We start from the raw sequence: 20,134 nt of genomic DNA on the forward strand, positions 1-20,134 counted from the left end.
ATGACAAAGAAAAAAGAATTAACAGTAGAAGAGAAGTTAAGAGCACTATATGACCTGCAATTGATTGACTCAAGAATTGACGAAATCAGAAATATGAGAGGAGAACTGCCTCTTGAAGTTGAAGATCTACAAGATGAGGTTGCTGGACTAAACAAGCGTTTAGAGAAATCAAACATAGACTTAAGTAATATTGAAACGAGCATCAAGGATAAAAAAGCTGCTATTGAGGAGTTTAAAGCTGCTATCGTAAAATATACTGAGCAACAAAATGAGGTAAAAAACAATAGAGAGTTTAACTCATTAGAAAAAGAGATAGAATTCCAAAAGTTAGAAATTGAACTTGCTGAGAAACACATTAAAGAAATGAAAGTTAGCATCGAGTTCAAAAAGACTTCTATCTCAGAAACGGACACAAAATTAAATGCTAGAAAAGAGCATTTAGGACATAAAGAAGCTGAATTAAATAGCATTATGTCTGAAACAGAACGTGAAGAGAAGATATTGTTAGAAAAATCAGAAGAATTCAAACAAGATATCGAAGATCGCTTATTAGTAGCTTATACTAGAATTAGAAATGGAGTACGTAATGGTTTAGCAGTAGTGTCTATTGAGCGTGGAGCATCAGGAGGATCATACTTCACTATTCCACCACAAACTCAAGTAGAGATAGCTGCTCGTAAGAAGATAATTACGGATGAGCACAGTGGACGTATTTTAGTTGATAGTGCATTAGCTGAAGAAGAAAGAGAAAAAATTGAAGCTATTATAGCAAAATTGTAATATCAGGAAGCCTCTTATATAAGAGGCTTTTTTTATTTATATGATAAAGAGTATAGGTTTTTTAGTTAATTTGATTTCTTTGTTTTCGCTTCAAAGTGCTAGATCGATTGCTTATAAATTATTCTCTACACCTCGTACAGGTAAACTTAAAGCCAATAAGCCACCTGTTTTTTTAGCACAATCTAACCGGTCTAGTTTTGTTTTTAATGGTTTGACTATACAATGTTATCTATGGAATAATGAGAATAGCACTTTACCTATTGTTATGTTGTTTCACGGTTGGGAGAGTAATGCGAGTCGATGGGAACAGATGATTACTTATTTTGGTATTGAGTTTCGATATATTTGTATTGATTCTATGGGATTGGGACTAAGTGGAGGAAGCAACCTTAGTGTGATTGATTATTCACGACTTATGGATGTCTGTTTAACCAAGTATCAACCTGACTACGTTGTATCACATTCTTTAGGAGCATTTGCACTGCTACACCAATTGAGTGTAGGTCAATATCCTTTTATTAAGAAAGCTATTTTGATGGGGTGCTTAGATAAGTTTCAAGGTGTTATAGATAATTATAATAATTTACTTGGATATAGAGAGTCGTTGAAGAATAACTTGTTGGTCTATCTAGAGTCTTTGATAAATATGAAGATGGATCAGTATGCAAGCCGTTATTTTATTAAAGAGATAGCTACAGATGTTCTAATAATACATGATAAAAATGATGAGGCAGTTGTGCTAGACGAATGTACGGTATTTCATCAGGAGGCTAGAGATAGGGGGATAGAGGTGTTTTATACACAGGGATTTGGACATTCTGTGCAAGATCCTATTGTGTTCGATAAAATCTTAACGTATTTTAAAAAGTAGTAATAAGGAGCGATTGTTTTATAGCTAATAAAAAAAGCTAATTTTGTAGCATGGAAAAAACACAAACACGTTTAAATAAATATTTGTCTGAAGTAGGATTCTGTTCTCGTAGAGAAGCGGACAAATTGATTGATGAAGGAAGAGTGACTGTTAATGGTGTTATACCAGAGATGGGTACTAAGGTATCAGAAGACGACGAAATATGCGTTAACGGACAGTTGATAGTTAATAAACAAGAGAAGAATATTTATTTAGCATTCTATAAACCTGTGGGAATAGAATGTACAACAAATACTACCGTACGCGATAATATTGTTGATTATATCAATTATCCTACACGTATTTTCCCAATAGGAAGGTTAGATAAGGATAGTGAAGGATTAATTCTGATGACTAATGATGGTGATATTGTAAATAAGATATTACGTCAAAAGAACAATCACGAGAAAGAATATATAGTAACGGTTAACAAACCTCTTACAGATCGCTTTATTCAACGTATGGGAGCTGGGGTACCTATCTTAGATACAGTAACTAAGAAGTGTCGTGTAGAAGCTATCAGTAAGACAGTGTTTCGAATATTTTTAACGCAAGGATTGAATAGACAGATTCGTCGTATGTGTGAGTATTTTGATTATGATGTAGTCGCTCTAAAGCGTATTCGTATTATTAATATTTCGCTAGATGTATCTGTAGGAACATATAGAAATTTAAAGCAGGAAGAGTTAGACGAGCTTAATCGTCTAATAGAGCCTTCTGTGATGACTGAAGAGGCTAGCTTAAATAGAAATGAAGAGAGTCAGCAGAGTATCCGCCGTCGTATGACTACAGGTAAAGATTCTGGTAGACGAGATAGTAATGGTAAGTATTCTAATAGACGTGATGCTAATAATAGTAATGATAGACGTCCTAAGCGAAATTTCGATAGAGAAAAAAATGACAGTACCAACAAACCTAAAGAAGTAAAGAACGAAAGATTAAGAAATAGAAGGAGAGAGAACTAATTAGGTTCTCTTTTTTTATTTGTAATAGTATCTACTGTTATTTTATTTAGAATTAATAAGTTTAAAAAGTGCAATTTGAGTATAAAGTCAGAATTATATGTAATTCTGACTTTTTTTGTTTATAAAAGTTATTAGGTAATAAAATGTGAATTTTGCTAAAGTATTGAATGTTGTTATGTTTTGTTTTTAGGTTATTATCATGACGTTTATTGGCATTAAATTTATGCTATTTATATTTATTCTAAGTTATTGTGATAGTTTGGTTGTAAGTAAATATATTTGCAATTAATTTATAATAAATCTAAATAATATAATTACTAACATAACATTAAGTTCTTAGAACAATGAAACACTATTTACTATTAATTTTTGCAATTTTTAATATAGGTCAGTTTACTTCTTTTGCACAAGATAAACCAGTTATTATTTCTGGAGTTGTAGAAGATGCGAATGGCAAACCTATTGATTATGCTACAGTCAGCTTATTAGATACTCATCATAGTGAGTTAACAGATAATAAAGGACGATATATTATTAAAGCAAAAAAACATGGGAAGTACAAATTAGTTGTACAACATGTCAGTTATGAATCTAAAGAGTACGCATTTGAAATTAACGCAGAAGAAAGTATAACACATAACTTCAAGCTTGAGACAAACAATTCTTTCTTAGATAATGTAGTACTACAAGTAAAAAAACCTATTGAGAAAGTTAGAGAATCTGCTTATAACGTAGTAGCTATAGATGCTAAACCACTGTATAATACTTCGTTAGATGTAGCTGGGGCATTAGATAGGGTGTCTGGAGTGAAAGTGCGTAAAGACGGCGGGGAAGGATCTGACTATAACTTTTCGATGAATGGATTTAGTGGTAAACACATTCGATTTTTTATAGATGGTGTACCTATGGAAGGTTTTGGTAGTGAGTTTAAAATAAACAACTTACCTATCACTATGGTAGATAGAATCGAAGTATATAAAGGGGTAGTACCTGTGGAGTTTGGATCTGATGCTTTAGGTGGAGTGGTGAATATTATCACGAATAAATCTAAAGAGACTAAAATAGATGCTTCATTTACTACAGGTTCATTCCATACATACAAGAGTCATTTAAATGTAAGTAAAGCATTTAATAATGGTATTGTGGTTCAGTTAAATGCTTTTCAGAACTACTCAGATAATGATTATAAAGTATTAGTTCCTGTGGTAGATCTACAGTCAGGGGTTTATTCTAAAGAAAAGCAATGGGTAAGACGTTTTAATGACCGATTCCAAACTGCTACTGTAGTCGCTAAAGTAGGTGTGGTAGATAAGTCTTATGCTGATCGCTTGATGCTTGGGTTTACTTATGGAGAAGGAAAACGAGGTGTACAGACAGGGACTATCATGGAGAAGGTGTTTGGAGATAAGAAACGTCGTTCTGTAACACTTATGCCTTCATTAGAGTATAGTAAGAAGAATCTATTTATAGATGGATTAGATGTAAGTATTACATCAAATTATAATGGAGGGTATAATCAAAATATAGATACCTCTTCTTATAAATATAACTGGGCAGGTGAACGTATCAAAACGTTAAAACAAGGTGAGTCTGGAGGAGGACCTTCTATGACTAAGTTCTATGATCATAATGGTTCAACGACTTTTAATGTAAATTATAAATTAAATGACAAGCACTCATTTAGTTTTAATGATGTGATGTACTACTTCAACAGAAAGACAAAAGACCCATTAGCTGTAAAAGAAACTCAATCAGAAAAGAACAGTGAGATAAAAAGAAGTAGTTTTAAAAATATTGTGGCACTGTCTTATCGCTATAATATTTTAGATAATCTGAATGTATCTCTATTCGGTAAACACTACAGTATCAAACATACTTATCAAAGTGAAAGCACTAAAGTAGATAAGACGGGATATGGTATCGCTGCTACATACCTGTGGAAAGATCTACAGTTCAAGGCTTCTTATGAAAATACATTTAGACTTCCTACTGATAGTGAATTGTTTGGAGATGGAGACTTAGTATGGGGGAATACAGGTCTAAAACCAGAGCAAGGTAAAAACTATAACCTTAATATAAGTTACTCTGGTGTAATTAATAAAATACATGCAGTATTCGTTGATGTAGGTTTTGTATATAGAGACACGAAAGATTATATCCGTAGTAACCCTTATGGATCAGGATCTCGTGCAACAAGTGTAAATATCGGTGGAGTAGAGAGTTATGGTATTAATGTGGAAGCTCGTTATACTTATAATGACTTTATTTATGCTGGAGGAAGTTTGACTTCTCAAAATATTAGAAGTAAACAGAAGTATACTATTGGTGATTATGGAGTAGAGAATCCATATTATAATGAGAGAATTCCTAATGAGCCTTATTTCTTCGGGTCAACAGATGTGGGGATCATCATTAAAGATTTAGGAAAGAAAAATAACAATTTAAATATAGGATATAACCTTCGCTATATAGATCATTATAGTTATGATTTTAAAGGAATCGGTGAAGACCCTATATGGATTCCATCTCAAGCTGTGCATGATCTAAGTGCTTCATACAGTTTATTTAATAATAAAATACACTTGACAGCAGAGGCAAATAACCTATTCGATAAACTAGCTTATGATAACTATAGTTTTCAAAAACCAGGAAGAAACTTCATGTTTAAAATACGCTATACATACTAAATTACTAATCTATAATAAATACAATTAAAATGAAAAAAAGAGTTTTTTCGACATTTGCTTTCGCTATGATATTTGGAGCATTGTCGGTAACTAGTTGTTCTAGTGATGATAATAGTACTCCTACACAAGAAGAAGATGGAACTGATGGAGGAAATAAAATAGAATGGAAGTACGTGATTGGGGCAAGTGCTTCTAAATCCAGTTTATTATTGACTTCGAATGATCTTAAGTCTGGTGAAATATCTGCAAAAGGTAATGGTCTACTTGCTTTAGGAACTTCAGTTTATACTTATGGTGGGAATAGAGCTTATGTTTTTGAATATAGAAAAGGAGACCCTTCTGGAATGCAGAGTTGGTTATTAAGACCTGATGGAAAATTGAATAAACATACTACGGTTGACTTACCTACTCGTGAGGAGTTTATTACGAATTTCGGTAAATATATGATTGCTACAACTGGTGGTGTGAAATTAACTACAGGACAAAAGGCTCAGGCTTTTAACTTCATCGATGGTAATAGTGGAGGAATAAAGTATACATCTTATGTAAATGTAGAGAACATTGCAGAAAAAGGAGAGTATGCCAACTTCGCAGGTCTTGAAACAATAGGTAATGATCGTTTTGTGATGGCTATCGAACCATTTAAAATCACTAAAGATGATAAAGAAGATAATACTTCTGCTTATAGAGATAGAGCGTGGTTAGCTGTTTTTAAATTTGATGAAAGTGCTACAGATAATAATAAAAAAGTAGTATTAGAAAAAGTGGTTAAGAGTGATAAGATGAGTTTTGCTGTAGCTCGTTATCGTTCTAGTCGTGTATCTACTATTGGAAAAGCGGGGGATGGAAATGTTTATTTATTCTCTCCTAATGCTACTAATGGTGATGGAGTGTCATTCTCAAGTAAACCAAGTGCAGTTATTAAATTTGATTCTAAAAAAGGTGACTTCGATAATAACTATTACTTTAACTTAGAAGAAATATCAGGTACTAAGGTGTATAAAGCATTCGCTATAGGTGGAGATTATTTCTTACTAAATATGTTCGTAAGTCCTAGTAAAGCAAGTAATATGGCAGCGGCTAATAAATTGGCTGTATTTAATGTAGTGACGGGAGACTTTAAATGGATAGAAGGATTACCAGCTGCTAATGACATAGCTGCTGCTGGAGCACCATTTGTTGATGGAAAAGAAATATTTTTACCTGTTACTGCAGAGTCTAAATCATTTGTTTATTCTTTAGATGCTGCAGCTGCTAAGGTTACTAAAGGGTTAGAAATTAAAGACCTTGCAGATGGAAGCATCGGTACGATTGGTAAAATTAGTGTGGATAAGTAATAACTTTATACATGAGTAAATTTTGAGCCATACAGTTATGTATGGCTTTTTTTATGTTAATAAATAGGCTAATGACATTTTATTACATCGTATTGAACTAAAAAGTGTTTACTTTTGAAATATTAATCTAATGTTATGTTTATCAGGTATTTGGTTTTGTTTATAAGTTTGGTTTTTATTAGTACTTCATGTGTTGATAAGAATTCTATGTCAAGTGATGATTACAATCAGTTTATTGAGAAATCAAGAATAGATGAAAATAGTGGTTTAGAACTTGAGAATGAACAATTATTGAGTAATGACGAGAATATAGAGCTTATTTATAATTTGTTATCTGTTAGTAAATCAGTAGAAGGAGACCATAATATAGATGAAGATGTAGTAAATAAATTAAATGATATTGTTTCTGATGTTGAAAGCCAACCAAATATAGGTTTGCGTTTATGGGTATATAATAAAATTGGGTCTTATTTTTATTTCTATAGCGATTATGTTAGAGCAGCTCCTTTCTTTCTTGAAATTTCTAGAGTTATAGATACTGATTTTAGTTTATTGGATGTACAAACTGAGGAAGTCTTATTGAAGACTGCTTACTTTTTTGAAACGGTTGGAAAGTTAGAGAAAGCGGAGGAATACTATAGAAAGATAATTGATATTCATCAATTTGATACAAGCAAAGACTTATCTGCTGTTTATTATAGTTTAGCTTACACATTATTTAAAAAAGGTAATTTGGATGCAGCAGAGAGCTATTTTTATCAAAGTAAAACTATTGCTTTGAAGTTTAATAATCAATTGCGTTATGCAAAGATTTTAGGAGGCTTAGGAGAGTTATATGAAAAAAGAAAAGATATTGTATCAGCAAAAGAATTTATGTTAGAGAATATTGAGTTATCGAGTAAACTTAATGACGATAGAAATTATATGTTCTCTTATTTAATTTATGCCAAGTTACTCTTTAATAATCAGGAGTTTAATTTGGCTAAAATGACGTTTCTGGAAGCTTATAGTATAGCAAATAAGATGGAGTATCAAAGAGGTTTTCAAGTTGATATTCTTAAATACTTGGCGTTAATAGCTAGAACAGAGGGAGACGGAAATAGTGAATTAGAATACATACATGAGATAGGAAAAATTAGTGAACAAACTGAAAAAAAAGAAGGAGAGTTAATAATAAAAGAGATAAATTGGAAAGCAGATTATGATAGAATTAATTGGCGGTTGCAATCTAAGCAAGATCAATTAGATAAATTGTGGTACCAGCGATTGTTATTGTTTAGTAGTTCTATTTTATTAGTTGTTATTGTTATAATTATTGTACTTTTTTATAAACGTGTTCATCGTTTACAGGCTTTTAAGTATGAAGCTAAGTTGTATTCTTTTCAACTAGATAAAATTAAATCAGAAAATAAACTGAATGATACGAGTAAAACATTAGCTTCATATCAGACTTATCTATCAGAGAAGAATGAACAAATAGCTAATTTGGAACAAGAGTTATTGAACTTAAGAGATTCTTCAGAAGAATATTTTAAAAAGAATAAGCCAGTCATTGAAGATTTGTTATCATCTCATTTGATGACTGAGGAAAATTGGAGGCTATTTGTAGAAGCTTTTGCGAACGAGCAGTCGGAATATTTAGAGTACCTAAATAATCACTTTCCAGATTTAACAGATGCTAATATGCGTATAATTTTATTACAGAAGATAGGGTTAACTAATCAAGAAACGGCTAACATTCTTGGTGTTACTATTGATGCTGTGAAGAAGGCAAAACAGCGATTAAAGAAAAAATATGAAACTGATTATGAACTAATTTTTAGTGAAAAGTAATATGCTCTAAGGGAAAAGATACTATTATCAATAGTATTTTTTTTTGTAGTAGATAAAAGATAAGTTTAATTATCATTGTTGTCCGATAAAAATATGAGATAAAAAAAGAAGCCAGCATGCTGGCTTCTAAAAAGTTATCGTAGTTTAGTCTTGCAAACCATAAACACGATGAGTAAAAGTACATATTTTTCAAGTAAATCCGTATTCGGACAGCTGATTTCTTTAATAGATGATGAGATTATTAAATCGGCAGTAGTAAATACTAACTCTGATTATTATGTAAAGAAATTCAAATCCAAAGACCATCTAATAAGTATGCTTTTTTGTTGTTTTGCCAAATGTAATTCACTTCGTGAAGTATCTGGTGCAATGCTTGGCTTATCAGGGAAAACCAAAGGATTCCAATTAAATCATATCCCTAAACGTAGTACTTTATCAGATGCTAATAAAAATAGAGAAGTGAGGTTTTTCGAAGATGTCTATAATCAACTTCTTAGTAAATACACAAATAAGTTATCGGACAGCCGAATTAAAGATGTTATCAAAAAGCAAGTAAAGCTTGTTGATAGTAGCACCCTAAGCCTATTTAAGGATATATTAAGCTGTGTAGGTCGTAAATCCAAAGATGGAAAATCAAAAGGAGGTATAAAAGTTCACTCAGTGATTAATGCTGATGAAAAGGTTCCCAATATGGTGTGGTTTAGTTCAGCAGCAACACATGATCATAATTTTTTAAAGAAACTTAAATGTGATGATAATACCATTTATGTTTTTGACAAAGGGTACAATGATTACAAGGCATTTAAACATTTTTCAGAGTACCAAACTGGCTTTGTAACAAGGATAAAAGACAATGCAAATTATGATATAATAGAAGCTAATCAAATCCCTGAACACCAACATAGTGGTGTATTACAAGACCAAATCATTGAAGTTAGTATTAAAGAAAACAATATCTTAACCAAGCTTAAACTACGCAAAGTGAAATTTTATGATAGAGAAAATAAGAGAGTTTTTGAGTTTATTACTAACCTCTTTCAATTAAGAGCAGATATGATAGCTGCTTTATATAAACTTAGATGGCAAATAGAACTTGTCTTTAAACAGCTCAAACAGAATTTCCCTTTAAAGTATTTTTTAGGAGATAATGAGAATGCTATTAAAATACAGATATACTGTGTCTTAATAGTAAATTTACTTATATCTGTAGTTAAGAAAAAGCTTACACGAAGTTGGGCTTTTTCAAACTTGGTGAGTTTTTGTAAGATTCACCTGTTTAACTACATTAAACTATTACATTTCTTAGAAAACCCTGAACAAGATTGGATTATTGAAGATCAAGAGATAAAACAGCTCTCTTTGTTCTGACAGCCTATTTTTAGCCTTAGTAGGAAATAAAAAAAGTATAAAACTTATTATCAATACAATATGACTAAAAACTCTATTGATAATAAGTTTTATCGGACACTAATGTTTAATTATATAGAATTATTTTATAGGTACTGTATTGTTTTTGAGTTTTTTACAATATGTCCACCCTATTGTCCACCCCTGTTTTTATAGTATGATGTGTATAATAATTACTTTAGACATACAAAACCGTAACAGTAAGTATAATCACACCACATATTTTTTGAGTCAAGGATATTAGGTTATACTTATTAAAAAAGTAATAAAATGAAAACCTTATTGTATGCTGTTATTATGTATGTAATAACAAAAATAATTCTTGGGTATAGAATGTCTACATCATTATTACAATTTCAAAAATTAATTGATTCAAAGATTAATATTTTGAATAGAAAATACAAGAAATTGGAGGTAGATAATAGTAACTCATTTTTAGAAAGTGAAGTTTTTAAAGAGACTTCTGATAGAAGACAAGATAATGTGGTTAATCTTTCAAGATTTATGACACATAGAATTAGCTCTAATAAGAACTTAGTAACTAATAAAAGAACAGCTGTATCATCATTTTTAAACGATGTAGAAAAGGATTTTATGACAGTAGCTGCATTAGAGATATCAGATGAAAAGGAGTATATGTCTAAGCAAATGAAAAAAAAGATAGCTATTAGAATTAAAGATTTTGAAAATAATAAACTTTTTTTAGACAGAGATATGTGTTTGAATGCTTTATCTGCTAAAATGAAGGTAAATCATCGCTATCTTTCATATTATATTAAAAAATATAAGGAGAAAGACTTTTCTAGCTACATAGGTGAACTGAGAATAGGTTATATTGTTGAATGTTTAGAACACAATCCAGATTATTTAAAATTTAAGATTAATTATCTAGCAGAGCAGAGCGGTTTTGCTTCTCATAGTCGTTTTACCATTACTTTTAAGAAGGTTATGGGAATATCTCCTTCAATGTTTATCGATCAGATCAAGAAAAGACGGGCTATTATAGGTGAAATATGACTACAATATTTATTAAATATTATTTTGCTTTTGACTATGATCCAATATTTCTTTCTTTTATTACGGTATATTTAAAAATAAAAAAAAACCGTAAATAATTGATATTTACGGTTTTAGTAGCAATTTAATGCTCTATAAGTCGGGGTGGCAGGATTCGAACCTGCGACCTCCTGCTCCCAAAGCAGGCGCGATGACCGGGCTACGCTACACCCCGTTATACTTAATCTGTCATTGCGAGTGCAAATATAGGACAATATTCAGTATATACAAGTTTTTGGTGTGAAAAAACATTTGTTTTTTTTGCTATTTTGTATAAGTATTTGTTTTAATGTATGATAAGTGTTTTTTAAATATGTTAAAATCAATATTTATTATGCAAGTATAAGAATTGTGTAATGTGTAAAAAGGCTAAATACGACGCTTTAGATGATATAATAGCCTTAGATAAGTATACTATTTTGTAGGGGATAGATAATCTGTATTTAAGTATTGATATTTTAAATCAATTTTGTATCAACATATTGGTTTAAAAAAGTATTTTTGTTTAGAAACAAAATTAAACAAGCAAATATGTCAACTATAGAGAGAGTAAAGTGCCTAATTATCGGATCAGGACCTGCTGGATATACGGCAGCTATTTATGCTGCACGTGCTAATATGGCACCTGTAATGTACCAAGGAATGCAACCTGGAGGACAATTAACTACTACTAATGAAGTAGAGAACTTTCCAGGATATCCAGAAGGAGTAACGGGACCTGAAATGATGATGCAATTACAAGCGCAGGCTCAACGATTCGGTACTGATATTCGCGATGGATGGGTAACTAAGGCAGAATTAACAGGAGAAGTGAAAAAAGTATGGGTGAATGAAACTACAGAAGTACATGCAGATACTGTTATTATTTCGACAGGAGCTACTGCTAAGTATTTAGGACTGCCATCAGAACAACATTATTTATCTTTAGGAGGTGGAGTATCTGCATGTGCGGTATGTGATGGATTCTTTTATAGAAACCAAGAAGTGGTTATCGTTGGGGCAGGAGATTCGGCATGTGAGGAAGCACATTACTTATCTAAGCTATGTAAGAAAGTAACGATGTTAGTGCGTACAGATAAATTCCGTTCTTCTCGTATTATGGAAGAGCGTGTACGCAATACAGAAAATATAGATATTCTTCTAAATACATCTACAGATGAGGTATTAGGTGATGGTAATGTAGTGACAGGTATTCGAGTGAAAAATAATGTTACTGGAGAACTTTCAGAATTGCCAGCTACTGGGTTTTTTGTAGCCATTGGACATAAACCTAATACTGATATCTTTAAAGGAGAGTTAGAGATGGATGAAACAGGTTATTTATTAACACAAGGGAAAACAAGTAAAACCAATGTAGCAGGAGTATTTGCATGTGGGGATGTTCAGGATAAAGATTACAGACAAGCTATTACTGCTGCGGGGTCAGGATGTATAGCAGCATTAGATGCAGAGCGTTATTTAGCAGCTAAGTAATTTGTACTTAATATAATAGGAAAGGGGCTGTCTCATTGCAAAAAGAGACAGCTCTCTTTGTTCTGATATTTTAGATATTGTTTTTAGAGGATTTTCTTAAAATATGCAAACCTCAGAGGATTGAAAAAGGATATTAAAGAAAAAAGGAACTAAAAGAGCCTTTTTAGGCAGCTCTCTTTCTAATATTTTGTGCAATTGCCAATAATCCCCATTCTATTGCGACTTTTTCCTTACCACGAAGCATAAATCGGCGGAACCCATGGTTCTGTTTAATGTTTCCGAAAACTGTTTCTACATCGTGACACCTTTGTGTACGCTTGTCAACACCTTCTTTTGTAGTGAGTAATTTACTTGCTTTTTTTCGGTGTCGTTGTAATTCAAAGTTTATTTCTATAGTCCGATTGCCTTTTGCTTTATGGCATACACCATTTAAAGGACAACCTTGACAATTTTTAGCTTGATATTGCCTTAATGTTTGGATAAAGCCTGTAGTTGTAGCTTTTGTTGTATCTCCAATATAGTGCATTTCTTGTCCCATAGGACATACAAAATAATCACCTTTGTGTTGGTAAAATAATTTATCTGTTGCAAAAGGCTTTGTACTTTGCTTAGCATTCTTCCTGGTTTTTTTTTCTACTTGTTCTTGCTCAAAAGTATTATACTTCACAAAAGCTTTAATTTGTTGATCCTCTAAATAGGTGTAATTTTCTTGACTACCATACCCTGCGTCTGCTATAACAGACTTTGGATATTCGCCATAATTCTCTTTGAATTTTTCTAAGTGAGGTATTAATGTAGTTGTATCAGTTGGGTTTGAATGTATACTATAGGCAAGGATATATTGATTGTTGGTTGATATTTGAACATTGTAGCCTGCTTTTAGAAAACCACTATTCATATGATCTTCCTTCATACGCATAAAAGTAGCATCCTTATCTGTTTTAGAATAAGAATTGCGATCTTCTAGTATAGCTTCATGCTCTTGGTACTCTTGAATTTTTGTAGGGTACTCTTTGCTGATATACTTAAGTTTGTTCTTTACTTTCTGGTCAACATCTGGATTGTCTTTTAACGCTGCATTTAATGTGTCAATGGCTTGATTTATAGTCTCTGCATCTATTTTCTTAAAGTCTGGGGGTGGTGGAAGTTCACTTTCTTGTCTGGCAATAGAGTCTGCATAACCCCATATTTCTAGAATCTGCTGAACCATCTTTTCTTTATAATTTGAAATAGCTTTCTTCCAAACAAAGGTGAATTTATTAGCATTGGCCTCGATTTTAGTTCCATCAATATAAGCCTCTTCAATACTAATAAAACCTTCCGCTATGAATAACTCAACAATCTGAGTAAAGATTTGCTCTATATAATCCTTAAGTTTTGAAGAGCGAAAACGATTAATTGTATTGTGGTCTGGGTAGGACATACCACTTAACCACATATAATGAACATTCTCTAAACAGGCTTGCTCAAGCTTGCGACTACTGTACACATTGTTTAGGTAACCATAAATTAGAACCTTTAGTAACATCTTTGGATGATAACTGATACCACCACATTTAGAGTAGCTATCATATAAGCTTTCTAAGTCTAACTTATCTATTACTGTATTAATAATACGTACAGGATGTAACTTAGGGATAAAATCATCTAAGGAATGAGGAATTAAGCTCATTTGATTCTGAGCGTAGTATTTAAATCTAGGGGATTGTTTTGCCATAAACACATTGATTTATCAACTTAAAAATACTGATAATCAACTAAATAAACAAATAATAAGAGTGTAAATATACTAAATATGACTAAAAAAAGAGGCTGTCTTTATGAGACAGCCCCTTTTTTCGTTTTTAAATAGTTAATATTATATAGTGCTTGTAGGTATATTATTATATTTGCTTTTTATAAAAAATAGAAATGCTTTTACTTAAGAATATATCATTTAGTTACTTAGAAGAAAAAATAGTTATTAATAATCTTAGTTTAGAGATTGAGAAAGGAAAACATGTCGCTTTGTTAGGCGAAAGTGGGTGTGGAAAGAGTACTTTGTTAAAATTGATTTACGGTTTACAAGATTTAAATCAAGGAGAAATTTATTGGAACGCAAAACAAGTTTTAGGACCTGCTTTTCATTTGGTTCCAGGAATAGATGAGATGAGATATCTTGCACAAGATTTTGATTTAATGCCATTTACTTCTGTAAAAGAGAATATAGGGAAATACCTTTCTAATTTCTTTATGGAAGAAAAAGAACATAGAATAGCAGAATTACTAGCATTAGTTGATTTGACCGAATATGCTGATGTAAAAGTAAAACACTTGAGTGGTGGACAACAACAACGTGTTGCTATTGCTCGTGTACTGGCTTTAGAGCCCGAGATTCTATTGTTAGATGAACCATTTAGTCATATTGACTATTCAAGAAGAAGTCTGTTAAGACGCAATCTATTTGCTTATTTAAAAGAAAAAGGAATTACGTGTATAGTAGCTACCCATGATAGCATAGATGCTTTGAGTTTTGCTGATGAAACGATTGTGTTAAAGGGTGGTGAGTTAGTTGATATGGGAGAGACGAAGGATGTATATGAATTTCCATTGAATAAGTATGTTGCATCTTTATTTGGGGAAGTAAATGAATTATATATTTCTGACTTTACGACTTCTTTTGAAGAAGATGAATTATTGTTAATCTATCCTCACCAATTAATGCTCTCAAAACAAAAAGGTCAAATAGAGGTAGAGGTACTTGATTCTTATTTTAAAGGTGATGGTTATATGGTTAAGACTTTCTTTAATGAAGATAGAGTTGTATTCTTTGATCATCCATTTGATATAGCGAAAGGAAGTATTATTAAATTAGCACTGAAGAAATTTCAATAAACAATAAAAAAACGCCACCTAGTCTTTAAGTGGCGTTTTTTGTAGCGTATGTAAATGAAAAAAGCTCAGCATTTGCTGAGCTTTTAAAGTGTATTATTTTTTGTTCTTTACGTTTTTCTCTAAAAATTGATCCTGTTCCCATAATAGGTGGAAGATATTTTCTTTAGCTGCGTATCCGTGACTCTCTTTAGGAAGGATAACCATTCTTACTGGCGCTCCTAGTCCTTTTAAAGCTTGGAAATAGCGTTCTGTTTGTAAAGTAAATGTTCCAGGGTTATTATCAGCCTCTCCGTGTACTAATAGCATTGGAGTTTTCATTTTACCAGCATTCATAAATGGAGACATTGTATTATATACTTCAGGTACTTCCCAATAGTTTCTTTGTTCTGATTGGAATCCAAAAGGAGTTAATGTTCTATTGTAAGCTCCACTACGTGCGATACCAGCAGCAAATAGATCTGAGTGAGTCAATAAATTAGCAGTCATAAAAGCTCCATAAGAGTGTCCTCCTACAGCTACTTTCTTTCTGTCAATATAACCTAAGGCATCTACAGCATCAATAGCAGCCTTACCATTTGCGACTAATTGTTGGACATAGGTGTCATTAGGCTCTTCTGTACCTTCTCCAACGATAGGGAATGCAGCATCATCTAATACAGCATATCCTTTGGTTACCCAGTATATGAATGAACCATAAGACGGAAATGTAAATTCATTAGGGTTATGTGTTACTTGAGCAGCGCTATTTTTATCTTTATATTCTGCTGGGTAAGCCCATATTAATAAAGGTAATTTTTCTTTTTTAGCTTTGATGTCGTATCCTGCAGGTAAATATAAAGTACCTGATAATTCTAAACCATCCTCTCTTTTATATTTAATAACCTCTTTATGTACTCCATTTAAAGAAGAGAAAGGGTTTTTAAATGATGTGATGGCCTTTAAGTCATTCTTTTTATTGATATTTCTAAAATAGTAATTAGGGTATTCAGTAGCCGATTGTATAGATACTAATACTAATCCTTTTTTAAAATCTTCTATAGACTGAATAGTTTCTTTTTTATCAGTATAATTAGATTGATATAATCTTTTTGTTTTTAAAGATTTCAAATCAAATTCATCAATAAAAGGAAATTGTCCTTTAGCAGTAAATCCTTTTCCTATTAAGAATAGTTTATTATTCTCCTTAGCTAGAACATAACGATCGTATTCATTTCTTTTTAATTCAAATGTACCAGGATCGCTATAAACATCTTGTGAATTTCTGTCTTCTATTTTTACAGGAGCATCGTTAAATTTTGATGGGTCAATAATGAATGTTCTAGTATTTCTAGTATCGTACCATTGATCGTTTACTAAAGCTAGATTGTTATCCCCCCAAGTAATACCACCATAACGTTGAGATAATTTAACGATTGACGTAGGAGCATTACTAAAAGGAGCATCCCATGTAAACACTTCATCTCTATAAGCTACTTGTTTAGCAGGATCTCCACCATCAAGTGCTTCTACGAAATAGATACTAGCTGGTTTGTCAGCTCTCCATCCCATATTTCTTTTCCCTTCACGAGTAGCCATAAAACCTTTAGGCATGATTTCACTTAGTGGAATATCATTAACTTCTTTGATTAGATTACCAGCATTGTCATAAACCACAGTTTTCATCGGGAAGCGATTTAATGATACTAAGTACGAAAAAGGTTTTTCTAACGTAGTAACCATTAAGTACTCTCCATTAGGAGAAAAATTGTAGCCTACATATAAGTCTCCCTTTTTGAAAAGTGATTTTTTACCTTGTAAGTCTATTTTATAAATTTCAGAAGTAACTAGTGTTTCGAAGTTAGTTTCATCTGTTTTATTTTTTAATAAATCTTGATATGTTCTATTCTGAGATACAACACCTTCACTTACTGATACTATTGGTCCATTAGGTAGATTTTTAGAAGTGTCAATTAAGGCAGGTCTATTAGAAGGAATTTGGTTAATCAATAAAGATTGACTATCTCTAAACCAAGTAATTGGATTACCTAGATTGGCATTTAGGTTAGCATCTGTAAGCTTTGTTGCTTGTGCAGTCTTAACATCTAATATCCATAATTCTACACCATTAATAGCAGTGTTAGTAAAGGCAATTTTAGATTGGTCAGGAGACCAAGTGATATTTGTAATTCTTGGATTAGCAGGTAATCCTTTAACTTGTATTTCTTGAGTGTCGTTTATCTTGCGAACTTTAAGGTTTGTTGTGTAAGTTACAGTACTAGAAATATTAGTATTTACGTCTATACGTAAACCTGCAAGTTTCATTTCATTTACATTCAAATCCATCAATGTTTTATATGTACTTCTGTAAGTAAGCAACATATACTCCATTTTATTATCCATAGAAATAGAAGGAGCTCTCTCGAAGTCTGCTAATTCAAGGATTTCTTGGGAAGGCTTTTGATAAGCAACGTTCTCTTGTGCATACATAGATGTAATCAAAAAAAGTGATAATAGTGTAGTTCTGATGATCTTCATATTGGTTAGTTATTTATGTTAGGTCGGCTAATATAAACGAAATTCCTTATTATAGTATGTTACGGTGTGGTTTTTATATCAAAAATGTGTAAGTTTTTACTTATTAGTGTACTTTTGTATCTAATGAACCAATATTTTTTAGAATGTTTAGATCAAAGATTAGCGGATTAGGTTATTATGTCCCTGAGAATATCGTTACAAATGATGACTTAGCAAAGGTGATGGATACAAACAATGAATGGATTGTTGAGCGTACAGGTATTCAGGAGAGAAGACATACCGTTTTAGAAGAAGATACTACATCTGGTATGGGAGTTAAAGCTTCTAAAATAGCTATGGACAGAGCAGGAGTTGAAGCAAAAGATATTGACTTTGTAGTATTTGCTACTCTAAGTCCAGATTACTACTTTCCTGGACCGGGAGTAATGTTGCAAAAAGAATTGGGATTAAATACAGTAGCAGCATTAGATATTAGAGCTCAGTGTTCAGGATTTATTTATGCATTATCTGTTGCTGATCAATATATAAAAACAGGAATGTATAAAACGATACTAGTCGTTGGAGCAGAAGTACATTCTAAAGGGTTAGATATGTCAACTAGAGGTAGAGGTGTATCTGTAATATTTGGGGATGGAGCAGGAGCTGCGATATTAACTCGTTCTGAAAATGATGGACAAGGCTTGTTATCTACGCATATCCATTCACAAGGTGAGCATGCAGAAGAGCTTGCCTTAATAGCTCCAGGTATGGGGGGACGTTGGGTATCTGATATATTGAAAGACAATAATCCTGATGATGAGTCATATTATCCACATATGAATGGACAGTTTGTCTTTAAGAATGCAGTGGTTCGTTTTAGTGAAGTTATTAATGAAGGCCTTGAGGCAAATGGTCTTGATGTATCTAATATTAATATGTTAATACCACATCAAGCTAACTTGAGAATATCTCAATTTATTCAACAGAAGTTTAAGTTGACAGATGATCAAGTATTTAATAATATTCAGAAGTATGGAAATACTACTGCAGCGTCAGTACCTATTGCGTTGACTGAAGCTTGGGAAGCAGGTAAAATAAAAGAAGGAGATTTGGTTGTATTAGCAGCTTTTGGTAGTGGATTTACTTGGGGTAGCGTAATAATAAAATGGTAAATATCCGTATTTATATAAAGAAGAAAAGGATGTCATTTGACATCCTTTATCTTTTATTTCCATGTGTTTTCAGCAAGGTGTATTGGCATTCTCCAGATTACATTAGCTAAGCTAGGGTTGTCTATGAAAGGATTTCTATTTCCTTGAGAATATCTAAATTTTGGATTTTGTGGATTACCATGATAATCATTGCGCCTTCTTTCTATTTCAGAAACAGGATCTTCTGCATTCCATTTTAAGAATAAATCAATCATACTGTCAGTAAGAGGAGCTCTTGTGTTATTAGGTACACCTACTTTACTTGCATTTGTATAGCTATAAAATTTAGGGTCATTATTATTCTCATATCGAATATGCATATATAACATCATACGTGCCACATCTCCTACCCATTCATCTCCAGGGTACCAATTATAAGCTCCTAAAGAGCCTGCATTTCCTTTTCCATCTGCAAATTTTTTATTACCTCTTGTCGAATTCCAAGAACCATTAATAGATCGAAGATTATGAGCATCAGTTCCTGCTATTTCAGGTATTGTAGTTCCTATATAGCTGTGTTTTGTATTTGCTATTAAGGCTATTTGCTCAGTGTTTTTAATGACAGCTAATGATTTAGCAAATACATGCTCTCGCTCCCATCGTTTATGTCTATTCGCTTCTGTATCATACTGTAGATTTTTATCTATAGAGCGTTGATAAATAGTAGAGTTTTTACTGTCATTGTCAGGCCACCCATATATAAGTAATACATTGTTTGGGTTATCTGGATCTTCATCAGTATATCTTATTGCTTCCCAAATACCAGGAGTATAAGGTATTGCGTGATGTGTCCGAGTTACTAGTTGGGCAAGTTCTTTTTTTAGTTCCATTCCACTTTTAGACCAGTCTATATCTTTATAATAATCACTGTATTCACTAGGGATGTGAAATGTTTTAGGATTAGGTATAATAGAGTCATTTACGATAGGAGGAATAACTATAGGAGGCTTTGGATCTATTGGTCCGCCATTGTCACTTATAGAAGAATCATCTTTTGAGCACGCTATTGCAACTAAAGAAAGACATAGCGCTATACTTAGTCTTTTTATCATGGTAATTATGTTTATATCTGTTGACACAAAATTACAATATTAAGATGCATAATAAA

14 protein-coding genes and 1 tRNA gene are annotated in these 20,134 nt (G+C 32.2%); 11 read left to right on the plus strand and 4 right to left on the minus strand.

From position 1 onward, the window contains the following. From LNQ81_RS10450 to LNQ81_RS10485, 8 genes are all read left to right on the plus strand, one after another. Positions 1 to 780 carry a zinc ribbon domain-containing protein gene (locus LNQ81_RS10450; RefSeq protein WP_229949283.1) on the plus strand — a complete coding sequence of 260 codons (780 nt, stop codon included), beginning with the start codon at positions 1 to 3 and terminating at the stop codon, positions 778 to 780. Positions 781 to 820: 40 nt separating this feature from the next. Continuing rightward, positions 821 to 1,651, plus strand: a complete 831-nt coding sequence (locus tag LNQ81_RS10455; RefSeq protein WP_229946520.1) for an alpha/beta hydrolase family protein — start codon at positions 821 to 823, stop codon at positions 1,649 to 1,651. Positions 1,652 to 1,701: 50 nt separating this feature from the next. After that, positions 1,702 to 2,655 (plus strand): 23S rRNA pseudouridine(2604) synthase RluF, encoded by a 954-nt coding sequence (gene rluF, locus LNQ81_RS10460; protein WP_229946521.1) that lies wholly within the window; start codon positions 1,702 to 1,704, stop codon positions 2,653 to 2,655. A gap of 344 nt (positions 2,656 to 2,999) precedes the next feature. Next, positions 3,000 to 5,342 (plus strand): TonB-dependent receptor, encoded by a 2,343-nt coding sequence (locus LNQ81_RS10465; protein WP_229946523.1) that lies wholly within the window; start codon positions 3,000 to 3,002, stop codon positions 5,340 to 5,342. A gap of 29 nt (positions 5,343 to 5,371) precedes the next feature. Further along, positions 5,372 to 6,679, plus strand: coding sequence for a DUF4374 domain-containing protein (locus LNQ81_RS10470; protein ID WP_229946525.1), 1,308 nt, complete (start codon positions 5,372 to 5,374; stop codon positions 6,677 to 6,679). A gap of 207 nt (positions 6,680 to 6,886) precedes the next feature. Beyond that, positions 6,887 to 8,512, plus strand: coding sequence for a tetratricopeptide repeat protein (locus LNQ81_RS10475; protein ID WP_229946526.1), 1,626 nt, complete (start codon positions 6,887 to 6,889; stop codon positions 8,510 to 8,512). A gap of 168 nt (positions 8,513 to 8,680) precedes the next feature. Then, entirely contained in the window at positions 8,681 to 9,880 is a 1,200-nt protein-coding gene (locus LNQ81_RS10480; RefSeq protein WP_229946527.1) for an IS4 family transposase, read from the plus strand. Positions 9,881 to 10,189: 309 nt separating this feature from the next. Beyond that, positions 10,190 to 10,936, plus strand: a complete 747-nt coding sequence (locus LNQ81_RS10485) for a helix-turn-helix domain-containing protein (RefSeq protein ID WP_229946529.1) — start codon at positions 10,190 to 10,192, stop codon at positions 10,934 to 10,936. A 139-nt stretch (positions 10,937 to 11,075) separates the two neighbouring features. Here the strand turns inward: LNQ81_RS10485 and LNQ81_RS10490 are convergent. Next, positions 11,076 to 11,150, minus strand: a tRNA-Pro gene (locus LNQ81_RS10490). 356 nt (positions 11,151 to 11,506) lie between these two features. Between LNQ81_RS10490 and trxB the strand changes: the two genes are divergently transcribed. Beyond that, positions 11,507 to 12,448, plus strand: coding sequence for a thioredoxin-disulfide reductase (trxB, locus tag LNQ81_RS10495; RefSeq protein WP_229946530.1), 942 nt, complete (start codon positions 11,507 to 11,509; stop codon positions 12,446 to 12,448). Between the two features lie 163 nt (positions 12,449 to 12,611). On the opposite strand, the gene LNQ81_RS10500 is transcribed toward trxB, so the two are convergent. After that, complete coding sequence (locus LNQ81_RS10500) at positions 12,612 to 14,165, minus strand: IS1182 family transposase (RefSeq protein ID WP_229946531.1); 1,554 nt, start codon at positions 14,163 to 14,165, stop codon at positions 12,612 to 12,614. Between the two features lie 194 nt (positions 14,166 to 14,359). Between LNQ81_RS10500 and LNQ81_RS10505 the strand changes: the two genes are divergently transcribed. Further along, a complete protein-coding gene (locus LNQ81_RS10505; protein WP_229946533.1) occupies positions 14,360 to 15,322 on the plus strand; it encodes an ABC transporter ATP-binding protein in 963 nt (320 codons plus the stop codon). A 93-nt stretch (positions 15,323 to 15,415) separates the two neighbouring features. On the opposite strand, the gene LNQ81_RS10510 is transcribed toward LNQ81_RS10505, so the two are convergent. Beyond that, positions 15,416 to 17,836 (minus strand): alpha/beta hydrolase family protein, encoded by a 2,421-nt coding sequence (locus LNQ81_RS10510; RefSeq protein ID WP_229946534.1) that lies wholly within the window; start codon positions 17,834 to 17,836, stop codon positions 15,416 to 15,418. A 143-nt stretch (positions 17,837 to 17,979) separates the two neighbouring features. Between LNQ81_RS10510 and LNQ81_RS10515 the strand changes: the two genes are divergently transcribed. Further along, positions 17,980 to 18,987, plus strand: a complete 1,008-nt coding sequence (locus LNQ81_RS10515; protein ID WP_229946536.1) for a 3-oxoacyl-ACP synthase III family protein — start codon at positions 17,980 to 17,982, stop codon at positions 18,985 to 18,987. 53 nt (positions 18,988 to 19,040) lie between these two features. Here LNQ81_RS10515 and LNQ81_RS10520 read toward each other — a convergent pair whose 3' ends face one another. Further along, positions 19,041 to 20,078, minus strand: a complete 1,038-nt coding sequence (locus tag LNQ81_RS10520; protein WP_229946538.1) for an endonuclease I family protein — start codon at positions 20,076 to 20,078, stop codon at positions 19,041 to 19,043. Positions 20,079 to 20,134: the final 56 nt, after the last annotated feature.

It is taken from the genome of Myroides oncorhynchi (genome assembly GCF_020905415.1).
In the GTDB taxonomy this organism is placed as follows: Bacteria; Bacteroidota; Bacteroidia; order Flavobacteriales; family Flavobacteriaceae; genus Flavobacterium; species Flavobacterium oncorhynchi_A.

Bases quoted from the DNA above. Each gene is read 5' to 3' on its own strand.
- LNQ81_RS10450 (WP_229949283.1), top strand. From the start codon at position 1: ATGACAAAGAAAAAAGAATTAACAGTAGAAGAGAAGTTAAGAGCACTA.
- LNQ81_RS10455 (WP_229946520.1), top strand. From the start codon at position 821: ATGATAAAGAGTATAGGTTTTTTAGTTAATTTGATTTCTTTGTTTTCG.
- rluF (WP_229946521.1), top strand. From the start codon at position 1,702: ATGGAAAAAACACAAACACGTTTAAATAAATATTTGTCTGAAGTAGGA.
- LNQ81_RS10465 (WP_229946523.1), top strand. From the start codon at position 3,000: ATGAAACACTATTTACTATTAATTTTTGCAATTTTTAATATAGGTCAG.
- LNQ81_RS10470 (WP_229946525.1), top strand. From the start codon at position 5,372: ATGAAAAAAAGAGTTTTTTCGACATTTGCTTTCGCTATGATATTTGGA.
- LNQ81_RS10475 (WP_229946526.1), top strand. From the start codon at position 6,887: ATGTCAAGTGATGATTACAATCAGTTTATTGAGAAATCAAGAATAGAT.
- LNQ81_RS10480 (WP_229946527.1), top strand. From the start codon at position 8,681: ATGAGTAAAAGTACATATTTTTCAAGTAAATCCGTATTCGGACAGCTG.
- LNQ81_RS10485 (WP_229946529.1), top strand. From the start codon at position 10,190: ATGAAAACCTTATTGTATGCTGTTATTATGTATGTAATAACAAAAATA.
- trxB (WP_229946530.1), top strand. From the start codon at position 11,507: ATGTCAACTATAGAGAGAGTAAAGTGCCTAATTATCGGATCAGGACCT.
- LNQ81_RS10500 (WP_229946531.1), bottom strand. From the start codon at position 14,165: ATGGCAAAACAATCCCCTAGATTTAAATACTACGCTCAGAATCAAATG.
- LNQ81_RS10505 (WP_229946533.1), top strand. From the start codon at position 14,360: ATGCTTTTACTTAAGAATATATCATTTAGTTACTTAGAAGAAAAAATA.
- LNQ81_RS10510 (WP_229946534.1), bottom strand. From the start codon at position 17,836: ATGAAGATCATCAGAACTACACTATTATCACTTTTTTTGATTACATCT.
- LNQ81_RS10515 (WP_229946536.1), top strand. From the start codon at position 17,980: ATGTTTAGATCAAAGATTAGCGGATTAGGTTATTATGTCCCTGAGAAT.
- LNQ81_RS10520 (WP_229946538.1), bottom strand. From the start codon at position 20,078: ATGATAAAAAGACTAAGTATAGCGCTATGTCTTTCTTTAGTTGCAATA.